This is a genomic window from Oscillibacter sp. (assembly GCF_032018205.1).
GTDB lineage: Bacteria > Bacillota > Clostridia > Oscillospirales > Oscillospiraceae > Oscillibacter.
Window position 1 is genome coordinate 1 of record NZ_DALZOY010000031.1, and the last position, 11,139, is coordinate 11,139.

Below are 11,139 nucleotides of genomic sequence, written 5' to 3' on the forward strand. Positions count from 1 at the left end.
CTGACCGAAAATCATCACGGCCAGCGACAAAAAGCCAAAGCCCGCCACGCCGTTTTCAAACTTCCACTCGCTGACGCCGGCGGTGATATACACGATACCGCCAAGGCCGCCCAGAATGCCGGAAATCAGCACGCCCGCATAGCGCATCTTATAGACATTGATGCCCACGCTGTCCGCCGCCTGAGGATGCTCGCCGCAGGCCATCAGCCGCAGACCGAAGCGGGTTTTGTACAGCAGCACATACGAGCATACCAGCGCGATGGCGGCCAGCAGCATGAACCAGTTGAACTCAAAGCCACCAATCTTCACCAGAAACGCTTTTTTCGCGGCGATGTACTGGATGGTGGAGGATACGTTGTTGGGATTGATGGAGGTATTCATGGCCTTGACAAACACGGTGGCCGCAGCGGTCCCCAGCAGGTTCATGGCGGTGCCCACAATGGTCTGGTCCGCCCCGAAGCTGACGGCGGCCACCGCCAGCAGCAGGGAGTATACTGCCCCCAGCGCCACCGCCGCCAAAACGGTCAGCAGCACCATCATAAAGGCGGACGTCTCAGGCGGCAGGAAATTGAGCATCAGCGCGCCGCCCAGCGCGCCCATGACCATGATGCCCTCCAGTCCGATGTTGATGACGCCGGAATGCTCGGAAAAGCAGCCGCCCAGAGCCACCAGCACCAGCACGGAGGCGAAAATCAGGGTATATTGCACCAGCAGTGCCATTACCGCTCGCCCCCTTCCTGATTGGCCTCGGCTTGGGCGGCCTTGGCCTCCCGCTCCGCCCGACGGTCCAGCCGGTTATTCAGCGCGTACTTAAAGAACAGCACAAACCCGCACAGGTAGATAATCAGCGCGGAGATGAAATCGGAAATCTGGGACGAATACATGGTCTTGTCCACATACGCGCCGCCGGAGGTGATATGCTGGATGAAATAAGACGAGAAAATAGTCCCGATGGGGTTCAGTCCGCCAAGGAACGCAGCGGCAATGCCGTTGAAGCCCATGGCCGGAACCGCCGACTGGGTGCAGGACCACTGCTCAAACCCGGTGAGAAAGAGAAGCGCCGCCGCCATGCCCGCAAGCCCTCCCGCGATGGCCATGGTAAGAATGATATTCTGTTTTTCCTTCATGCCGCAGTATTGGGCCGCGTCCTTGTTGAAGCCGGTGGCCTTCAGTTCAAACCCCAGCTTCGTCTTTTCCAGCAGCACCCAGATTACCACCGTGACCAGAACGGCCATAGGGATGGCAATGGTGACATACTGGTTGTTGTTGAACAGGCTTCCAAGCCCCAACGTCGGAATCAGAGCCCCGGGATTCGTGCTGGCCAGAGTCAGGGTATAGGGGCTGGAATATTCCTTCACGTTGGTCAGCAGGGTATTCACCATGTACAGGCTGATCCAGTTGAGCATGATGCAGGAGATGACCTCGTTCACGTTGCAGTATGCCTTCAAAACGCCGGATAGCCCACCCAGCAGCGCACCCGCCGCCACGGCGGCCAGCAGGCACAGATACCACGGCATGTCCAGCGCCAGCGCGCAGTACAGCGACGCGCCCGCGCCAACCACATACTGCCCCGCCGCGCCGATGTTGAACAGGCCCACTTTATAGGCAAACAGCACCGACAGGCTGCACAGCAGCAGCGGCGAGGTTTTCACCAGCGTGCTGCCCAGATACTTAAGCTGCGCAGCCCGGCTGGGGTAATAGAAAAAGTTTTTAACGATGGTGGAAATAGCCTTTCCCGCCCCTGCGGGATTGATGGCCAGCAGCACCAGATAGCCCACCAGCAGTCCGATCAGGATGCACAAAAGCGATGCAAGCAGGGATTGGACCCCGACATTGCGCAGCAGCGAATTCCTCGTTTTCGTTTTCTCCATGTCACATCGCCTCCTTCCGCTTTGCGCCCGCCATGTAAAGTCCCAGTTCTTCCACCGTGGCGGTCTTGGGGTCCAGCTCACCCACAATTTCCCCCTCGTACATGACAAGAATGCGGTCGGACAAGCTCATCACCTCGTCCAACTCCAGACTCACCAGCAGCACCGCCTTTCCCTGATCCCGCTGGGCCACGATCTGACGGTGAATGTACTCAATGGCGCCCACGTCCAGCCCCCGAGTGGGCTGCACCGCCACCAGAAGCTCCGGGTCCTTGTCGATTTCCCGGGCCACGATGGCCTTTTGCTGGTTGCCGCCGGACATGGACCGGGCCGTTGTCACGGGGCCCTGCCCAGAGCGGATGTCATACTGCTCGATCAGCCGCTGGGCGTACTCCCGCACAGCCTTGAAGCGAATAAAGCCCCGGTTTTGAAATTCCTGCTTCCAGTAGTTCTCAAGCACCAGATTTTGCTCCAGGGTGTAGTCCAGCACCAACCCGTGCTTGTGCCGGTCTTCAGGGATATGGCTCAGGCCCAGCTTGGAACGCTCCCGTATGGAGTCCCTCGTCATATCCACGCCCCGCAGGGAAAAGCTTCCCGCAACAGGCTTTACAAGCCCCGTCAACGCGTGGACAAGCTCGGTCTGCCCGTTGCCGTCAATTCCGGCAAGGCAGACAATCTCCCCTTCGCGGACCTGAAAACTCACGTTTTTCACCGCGTTGTTCTTGTGCATTTTGGACGCCACGGTCACGCCCTCCACCTCCAGCACCACCTGCCCCGGTGCGCGGGCCTTTTTGCGGACCGCAAAGTCCACGTCCCGGCCCACCATCATACGGCTAAGCTCTTCCTTGCTGGAATCGGCCACGTCCACGGTCCCAATGTAGGCGCCCTTGCGCAAAACGGTGCACCGGTCCGCCACAGCCACGATTTCGTTGAGCTTATGAGTGATGAAGAGGATGCTTTTGCCCTCGGCCTTCAGCCCCCGCATAATGTCCATCAGCTCCTCGATTTCCTGAGGGGTGAGGACGGCGGTAGGCTCGTCAAAAATCAAAATTTCATTTTCCCGATACAGCATTTTCAAAATCTCGGTGCGCTGCTGCATACCCACGGAGATGTCCTCCACCTTGGCGTCCGGGTCCACCCGCAAACTGTATTTGTCCGACAGAGCCATCACTTTTTCACGGGCTTCCGCTTTCTGCAAAAACCCGTATTTGCTGGGCTCCACGCCCATAATGATGTTGTCAAGCACGGTAAAGCACTCCACCAGCTTGAAATGCTGGTGGACCATGCCGATGCCCAGTGCGTTTGCGTCGTTGGGGTCCTTAATGGAGACTTCGCGCCCACCCATGCGGATGGAGCCCTCCTCTGGCCGATAAAGGCCGAACAGCACGCTCATCAGCGTGGACTTTCCCGCGCCGTTTTCTCCCAGCAGCGCGTGAATCTCTCCCTTTTTCAACCGAAGGGTAATGTTGTCGTTGGCAATAATGCCCGGGAACCGCTTGGTGATGTTGAGCATTTCCACCGCATATGTCTCTTCCAAGCTCCGCGACCTCCTTTGTCCCTTTCATCGCCTCCCTTGCCCCTTGTTTCAGAGGTCAGAAGGAAACCGATTTTCTATCCGCCTATTATACTATGTCCCACTCCATATATCAAAGAAAATTTGCAATTTTTTACGAATTTTACTTGTTTACAGAAAAAGCGGAGGAGGGCGGGCTGTCGCCCGTCCTCCCCCGCGGTCAAACGGTGAGATTACTTAATGTTGCCGTAATAGTTGACGGTGATGTTGGTGACGGCAGGCTCGGCGCCGATGTCGCTGGACACCTTGACCTCGCCGCTGTACATCTTGGAAACCAGCGCCTTATAGTCGTCCTGGCTGAAGCCGTCGCTCCACTGGGTGCTCTCCATGGGGATCTGGACGTAGTTGGCAGCGGGATCGTCGCCGGAAACCAGACCCAGAGTCTGAATCTTGCCCGCGTACGCGCTCCAGTTGTCGTTGAGAATGATCTCGCCCAGCAGGGTATCCACGGTGGGGGCCAGACCCTTCATGGCGGAGGTAACGGTCATGTCCGCGCCGTAAGCGTCGATGATGGCGGCCTGATCAGTGTCCACGCCGATGACCTTGGCGCCGTCCACCTTGGCGGCAGCCTCGGCAGCAGAGGTGTAAATGCCGCCGCCGCAGGCGAACACAGCCTGCACGCCCATGGTCTTATACCAAGTGTCCATGTAAGCGGTGATATCTCCGTCGCCGAAGAACTGGTTGCCATAGACATACTCCATGGTCACCTTCGCGCTGGTCTCACCGGCAGCAGCGTCCGCGCCCTGCACATAGCCGTAGCCATAGCGGACCACGGCGGGAACCGCCATGCCGCCCAGGAAGCCCAGATGATCATAGCCCAGCTTCACAGCGGCATAGCCCGCCATGTAGCCGCACAGCTCCTCCTGATACACCGCGCAGTACACGTTGCTCAGGTCCACATAGTCGGACAGAGTCCAGTTGGCGGGGGTCCAGTCGTAGGTCTCGCCCTTGGCGGTGACGGCGGGATCAAGCAGGTCGCCCTCGCCCACGTCCAGCGCGACAAACTTCACGTCGGGGTTCTGGGGTGCGGCTTCCACGATGGTGCCGCCAAAGGCGTAACCGGGCATCACGATGACGTTGTACCCGTCGGCCACAGCCGCGTCCACCATGGCCACGCGCTCGGCGGTGGTGTCGCCGTTGGGCTTGTAGTAGTTGAACTGGATGCTGTTGGCTTCGCAGAACGCCTTGCAGGCCTCATAAGTAGTCTGGTTGAAGGACTGGTCGGTGATATCGCCGTAGTCGGTGATCATTGCCACCTTATAGGAGGAGGCGGTTTCGCCGCCGCTGCCGGAGCCGGAGCCGGAGGGAGGCGTGGTCTCTCCGCCGCAGGCGGCCAGAGACGCGGTCATGACCAATGCCAGAGCCAGTGCAAGAAACTTCTTCATTGGGATCAAACCTTCTTTCAAAATTTTGACACGGGGATGGGCGGAGAACCGCCCGTCCCCATGTCATGGAAAATTATATCAATTTGTCCGAAAAATTTCAACAGGTATTCCTGTCATTTTTAATTTTTATTAGCGGAAAGAGCACGACTCACTTCTTTTCCATCTCCACGGCAGTGTCCAAAGCAATTTCCATCATCTGCGTAAAGCCCGTTTGCCGCTCTTCTGCGGGAAGGCCCTCGCCGGTGACCACGCTGTCGGACACGGTGCAGATGGTCAGCGCCCGCTTGCCCGCCTCCATGGCGTTCCAGTACAGCGCCGCGGACTCCATCTCCACCGCCAGCACACCGTACTCCGCCCATTTCAGAGAGTCGTCTGCCTTATTATAGAAAATGTCGCTGGAGAGGAAACTGCCCACAGCCCAGCTTGCCCCGGACTTGCGCGCCACGTTCACCGCCGTTTCCAGCAGCTCATAATCCGCCACGGGGGACAGCACGCCGCTCAGGCCAAACTGGTGGGAGAAGTTGGAATTCGTGCAGGCGGCCTGACCCAAAACCACGTCTTTCATACTCAGCTTCGTGGTCAAAGCTCCGGCGCTGCCCACGCGGATGATGTTTTCCACATCGTAAAAATGAAACAGCTCGTGGGAATAGATGCCGATGCTGGGCATTCCCATGCCGGAGGCCATGACGGACACGGGTACGTCCTTGTAAAGGCCGGTATAGCCTTGCACGCCCCGAACGTTGTTCACAAGCCTTGCATTCTTCAGGAAATTCTCCGCGATATACGCCGCCCGCAAGGGGTCGCCGGGCATTAGAACCGTTTTGGCAAAATCGCCTTTTACCGCACTGTTATGGGGAGTAGACATTGTAAATTCCTCCTTCAATTTTTTCATTTTTACCTCGGGATAAATCCCGGATGAAAGCTCTGTTTTAAGTGCTTACCGCTCCAGCGCCTTGGCCGCCTTCACCACCCGTGAGGTGCCCAGCCGGTCCGCGCCAAGGTTTATAAAGTCCTCCGCATCTTTGAGATCGACGATACCGCCTGCGGCCTTGATTTTTACATTGGGGCCCACATGGGCTTTGAACAGGGCCACGTCCTCCCGGGTTGCTCCGCCGCCGCCAAAGCCGGTGGAGGTTTTGATATACTCCGCGCCGGAGGCGGTAACAAGCTCGCACAGCTTGATTTTTTCCTCGTCGGTGAGAAAGCAGGTTTCGATGATGACCTTCAAAAGTTTTCCGCCGCAGGCGACCTTCACCGCCCGGATTTCGCCCAGCAGCTCGTCCCACTTCCGGTCCTTCACCCAGCCGAGGTTAATCACCATGTCAATTTCGTCGGCACCGTTTTCCACCGCGTCGCCCGCTTCAAAGCACTTGGTCTTTGTGGTGGAATACCCGTTGGGAAAGCCGATGACGGTGCAGATGGGCAGTCTTCCCGCCGCGTACTCCGCAGCCTGCGCCACATAGGACGCGGGAATGCAGACGCTGGCGCAGCCATAGTTCATCCCGTCGTCGCAAAGAGCCTTGATTTCCTCCCAAGCCGCCGTCTGGGAGAGCAGCGTATGGTCGCATCTGGATAAAATGTCTTTCAGGTCCATTTCAGTCCGCTCCTTTATCATATCGTTCATTGGGATAATACCGAATTTTTCCGTTTTCCGCGCGGCTCTTTACGCCGCCCCGCACCTCCAGCCAGTCAAGATGGGCCAGCGCTTCTCCCACCGCGAAAAACTTCTGGGTCAGGGGAAAATCGGCCCAGCTCCGGGCGCGGATGCTCCAGCGCATCTCCCCCGCAATTTCATAGGCCGTCAGCCCCGGCTTTTTTTCAACAATTTCCCGTGCACCCTCAATTCTCTGGGCGTGGTGGGCCTTCAGCTCCTCCGCCCGCAGGCGCAGGTCCCCCGTCTCTTCCCGGTGGGCGGGAAGCAGGGTCTTCACCGGCAGGTTCTTCACGGCGTCAAGGCTTTCAAGATAGTCTCCCAGAGAGTCGGAAACCCCCTCCCAGCGGCAGATGTTGGGCGTGATGTGAAAGAGAATATGGTCCCCGGAAAAAAGCGTTTCATGTTCCGCGTCGTACAGGCACAGATGCCCCGGCGTATGTCCCGGGGTAAGGATGCAGCGCAGCTTCCGCCCGCCGTATTCCAGTATTTGCCCATCCTCCAGCCGGTCATAGGGCCTGCCCAAAGGCTCGGGAACATCCGTCTGGGCGGGATTGCCGCCGCCCAGCCAGTCCACCTCTTCCCGGGTAAACCCGTTTTCCACATAGCCCGCGTAGGTCCGCCGCCAAAGCGCGTCGTCCCGGCTGTACTCCTCCCGCCGGTTCGCGTCCCACTCGCTGAGAAACACGGCCCGGCCGGGCCGGTGCAGATAGGTGGAAAGGCCCGCATGGTCGCTGTGCAGGTGGGTCAGAAAGATGTCCGTCCGGGTCAGGTCCACGCCGATCTCGCCAAGCTGTCGGTCCATCGCCTCGCGGCAGGCGGGCTGGTTGAATCCGGTGTCAATCAAAAGGTTCCGTTCTCCCACAATCAGATAGCTGTTGAGATTTTTCAGTGGATTCCCCACCAGTGGGATATCAAGGCGCCAAAGTCCCGGCGCAAGTTCCTTTGCCATGTGTCGCTCCTGTTTGTCCTTATAAATTTACCGGCATGCCGCCCCAGGCGCGAAGCGCCGTCTCGGAAGCCGCCCGCAAGTCCGCATAAAACCCTTACAGGGGTATTATACCAGTTTTTTCACCGCATGTCCACGCCTGCCGCGCTGCCCCGCAAAAAACATCCCTCTTTTTTCCGTCCTGCCACGGTATTTTTCCACTTGTCTTGAAAAGCATGAAAGCCCGTGTTAAAATTAAAAAATCTTATTTGGAGGTTGTTGCTCACCATGAAAAAACAGTTTTTTGCACTAGCTCTTGCGGCTGTGCTGCTGATTTGCGCCGTTCCCGCCGGGGCGCTTACCGGCGAGGGAACCCGCGCCGCCCAGACCCTCTCCGCCCTGAACGTGGTCCGGGGCGCATACAACGTGGACGACCCCGCCACCCGGGCGCAGGCCGCCGTGATTCTGGTGCGCCTTGCCGGAGCGGAGGAGGCCGCCGCCGCGGACAAGACCTCCATCCCCTTTAAGGACGTGCCTGCCTACGCGGTGCAGGCCGTGCGGTATGCCTACGGACAGGGCTGGCTTCGGGGCGTAACCGGGGATACCTTCGGCGCATCCGAGGTCATCACCTCCGCAGCCTACTGCGCCGCGCTGGGGCGGCTGCTGGGCTATACCGGCGAGGATGTTTCCTATGAAAACGCGCTTACCTTCGCCCGCCATATGGCGATTACCTCCCGGGATTACGGGGAAACCCTGACCCGGGGAGATCTCTTTGAGCTGTCCGCCGGCGCACTTTACGCCTCCTACAAGGACGGCGGCACGCTTCTTGCGCACCTGACCGCCGTCAGCCCGTCCGCAGCAGCAGCCGCCGACAGACTGAATCTTACAAGTTCCGCACTGACGGCCCGGCAGGCCGCCGACCGGTATACCGCCGCCGTGTTTCAGCTAAGCATGTATGAGGACGGCCAGAACCTTGATTTAAAGGAGCCTGATGGCAGCGCCAGCGGCTTTTTCATCAGTGGGGACGGACTGGCCGTCACCAATTACCACGCCATTGCAGACTGCGCAGCCGGTGTGGCCACCCTCGTCAGCGGCGAGCAGTATCCGGTGAAGGAAGTGATCTACTACGACGTAGACAACGATATCGCCGTTTTACGTATTGGGCACACCTCCCTCACAGGAGTGGAAACGCCGGGTTTCGTATACCTTGAAACCGCATCTCGGGACACCCTACGGATGGGCGATGAAATCTATACCATCGGCAGCCCCCTTGGGCTTGGGCTGGCTGTCTCCGCCGGTATCGTCAGCGACGCCAGCCGGTCGACGGACGGCTACGACGCGCCCTGCATCATGTCCACCGCGGACATCTCTCAGGGCTCCAGCGGCGGCGCACTGCTGAACCTATATGGGCAGGCGGTTGGCGTCACCTCCGGCGCGTTCCTTTTCGGGAACAACATGTATCTTGCCGTGGCCATCGATCCGGCGCTCTCCGCCGACCTCACCGGCAAGGGGCAAACCTTGGAGCAGGTGAAGCAGATTGAGTCTGCCCGGACGGAAAAGGCCGCTTGAGCACAGGCTCCCGCTCTCCCCTCCCCCCTGTTTCCCGCAACTGCGGACGATGTTGCCCCCTTCTTTCTCATGCACCCCTACACACGCAAACTCGCCCGGCATTCCAACTGGAACGCCGGGCGTTTCTTCTTGTCTTAACCGCTTTTCACTTTCCTGCAGCAGACTCCGCAGTAAGCTTTCCACCCGCGTCCATCCGGGCCGGGACAATCATATTGTCCGTGCATTTGGCGATGTTGTCAATCCGCATTTTCGACGGGTAGTCCGCAATCAGGCTCACCGCCATGCCGTGCCGTCTGGCGCGGCCGGTGCGGCCGATACGATGCACATAGTCCTGATTTTCGTCCGGCACGTCGCAGTTGAACACCACGTCCACATCGTCCACATCGATGCCCCGGGCAGCCACGTCGGTAGCCACAAACACCCGCAACTCGCCCTTGCGGAACTTGTCCATCACCTGCTCCCGCTTCTTCTGAGGAATGTCGCCGTGGATGCACTCCGCGTCCACGCCCCGCATCTGCAAAAATTTTGCGATGCGCTCCGTGGAGCCCTTGGTGTTGCAGAAAACCATGGCCCGGTCAAATTCGCCGCCGTCCATGATCTTTGCGATAGTCTCGGCCTTGCCGTCGTGGGTGACCTCCAGACGGTACTGAAGGATGTCGGGCTTGTTTTCCTCGTCCGCCCGGACGGTGATCTCCTCCGCATCCCGCTGGTGAACCCAGGCGATATCCATGACCTCCCGTGAGATGGTGGCGGAGAACATCCCGAGATTTTTCCGCTTGTTCATCCGGTCAAGCAGCCGAGTTACGTCGTGGATGAAGCCCATGTCCAGCATCCGGTCCGCTTCGTCCAGCACCACGGTCTGGGCCGTGTCCACTCGGACGGTGCGCCGCTTCATATGATCCGACAGTCGACCGGGAGTTGCCACCACGATCTGCGGCTTTTTCTTCAAAATGTCAATTTGCTTGCCGATGGGCTGTCCGCCGTAGAGGCACACCATCCGTACACCCGCGCGATAGGCCGCGATATCACGCAGCTCGTCCGTGATTTGGATGGCCAGCTCCCGGGTGGGGGCCAGAATCACCGCCTGCACGCTTTCGTCCGCAGGATCGATATGCTCCACGATGGGGATACCGTAGGCAAAGGTCTTCCCTGTGCCGGTGGGGGCCTTGGCAATCACGTCCTTCCACGCCAGCATGGGGGGAATGCAGCCCGCCTGCACGGGGGTGGACAGCTCAATATTGCGCTCATGAAGAGCGCGCATAATCTCCGGCGACAGTCCCAGACTGTCAAACCGGACGCCTTGTGTCAGTTCCATAGTTGCTTCGTCCTTTTCCAATTTTGTTTTTCAGCGGCTCCGGTCCAAACCGGGCCGCATCTTCTTCTTTTTATAATAAATTACTGTTATTATATCCGTTTTTCCGGTATTTGTAAAGTCCGGTGCAAACCGGCGCCCTTTCCGGAGTGAAACCCTGTCGGCCCGGTACAACTGCGCGGACACAAAAAAGCAGCCCCCCCACCACTTGTTTTTGTGAGAGGGTTGCACGCTCTGTCCCGCAAAGCGATGTGCCTTATGAGATTCTATGCATGGACCACACCATGCCCCCGGCATTGGCGCCACCCAGATTCAGCGTCAGCGACAGGCCATCGGAGACATAGAACAGGCCGATTACGTCCCCTGCGCTTAATTCAACATCACCTGCCAGCACCACCGCTCCATTCCCCAGAATTGCTCTCAGGGTCAGCAGCGTTACGTTCAGGTTTAACAAGGGGAACAGCCCGTTAATCAAAGTTTGGACGGTGGGCGACGTTCGCCGGACGACAAAGGATGGGTTGGCGCTGCCAATCGTGCCCGTGATTGCCAGAGTCGTAGAGTAGTTAATTGTGGCCTTAATGGAGTACCTTCCGGAGGAGGGAACGGTGAAATTGCCCGCAGTTGCATCAAATCCCGCATTGCCATAAAACGGAGACGCAATTGACCAACCGGTGATCTGTGCCCCCGAACTAACTGACAACGATGATTTAAACCCAGAAAATCCAGTGGATGCAAAATCCGGACCGGTGGGACCCGTTGGACCAGTCGGGCCTTGCGACCCCGTGGGACCGATGGGGCCTTGTGGTCCGTCCTCACCGGTTGGACCCGTAGGTCCGATGGGGCCTTGTGGTCC

At 58.7% G+C, this 11,139-nt stretch carries 9 protein-coding genes and 1 pseudogene; 1 reads left to right on the forward strand and 9 read right to left on the reverse strand.

The genetic code is table 11. The features are described 5' to 3' along the window. From RTU96_RS14510 to RTU96_RS14540, 7 genes are all read right to left on the reverse strand, one after another. Nucleotides 1-720, reverse strand: a 720-nt coding sequence (locus tag RTU96_RS14510) for an ABC transporter permease subunit (protein ID WP_312637367.1), incomplete at its 3' end; no start/stop codon positions are given. Beyond that, complete coding sequence (locus tag RTU96_RS14515; RefSeq protein ID WP_312637368.1) at nucleotides 720-1,871, reverse strand: ABC transporter permease; 1,152 nt, start codon at nucleotides 1,869-1,871, stop codon at nucleotides 720-722. The genes RTU96_RS14510 and RTU96_RS14515, both read right to left, overlap by 1 nt. Before the next feature lies 1 nt (nucleotide 1,872). Continuing rightward, on the reverse strand, nucleotides 1,873-3,381 hold the full coding sequence (locus RTU96_RS14520; RefSeq protein WP_312637374.1) for an ABC transporter ATP-binding protein: 1,509 nt from the start codon (nucleotides 3,379-3,381) through the stop codon (nucleotides 1,873-1,875). Nucleotides 3,382-3,614: 233 nt separating this feature from the next. Further along, on the reverse strand, nucleotides 3,615-4,826 hold the full coding sequence (locus tag RTU96_RS14525; protein ID WP_312637369.1) for a BMP family ABC transporter substrate-binding protein: 1,212 nt from the start codon (nucleotides 4,824-4,826) through the stop codon (nucleotides 3,615-3,617). Between the two features lie 148 nt (nucleotides 4,827-4,974). Next, the gene (gene deoD / locus RTU96_RS14530; RefSeq protein ID WP_312637375.1) at nucleotides 4,975-5,691 is read right to left on the reverse strand and encodes a purine-nucleoside phosphorylase; all 717 of its coding nucleotides are present in this window, start codon (nucleotides 5,689-5,691) and stop codon (nucleotides 4,975-4,977) included. 72 nt (nucleotides 5,692-5,763) lie between these two features. Next, the gene (gene deoC / locus RTU96_RS14535; RefSeq protein ID WP_312637370.1) at nucleotides 5,764-6,420 is read right to left on the reverse strand and encodes a deoxyribose-phosphate aldolase; all 657 of its coding nucleotides are present in this window, start codon (nucleotides 6,418-6,420) and stop codon (nucleotides 5,764-5,766) included. A 1-nt stretch (nucleotide 6,421) separates the two neighbouring features. Continuing rightward, on the reverse strand, nucleotides 6,422-7,429 hold the full coding sequence (locus tag RTU96_RS14540) for an MBL fold metallo-hydrolase (RefSeq protein WP_312637371.1): 1,008 nt from the start codon (nucleotides 7,427-7,429) through the stop codon (nucleotides 6,422-6,424). Between the two features lie 264 nt (nucleotides 7,430-7,693). Between RTU96_RS14540 and RTU96_RS14545 the strand changes: the two genes are divergently transcribed. Continuing rightward, nucleotides 7,694-8,974: a S1C family serine protease gene (locus tag RTU96_RS14545; RefSeq protein ID WP_312637372.1), complete on the forward strand. Its 1,281-nt coding sequence runs from the start codon at nucleotides 7,694-7,696 to the stop codon at nucleotides 8,972-8,974. A gap of 145 nt (nucleotides 8,975-9,119) precedes the next feature. On the opposite strand, the gene RTU96_RS14550 is transcribed toward RTU96_RS14545, so the two are convergent. Further along, entirely contained in the window at nucleotides 9,120-10,289 is a 1,170-nt protein-coding gene (locus RTU96_RS14550; protein WP_312637373.1) for a DEAD/DEAH box helicase, read from the reverse strand. 253 nt (nucleotides 10,290-10,542) lie between these two features. Further along, a pseudogene (locus tag RTU96_RS14555) lies at nucleotides 10,543-11,139 on the reverse strand (collagen-like protein); the annotation flags it as partial.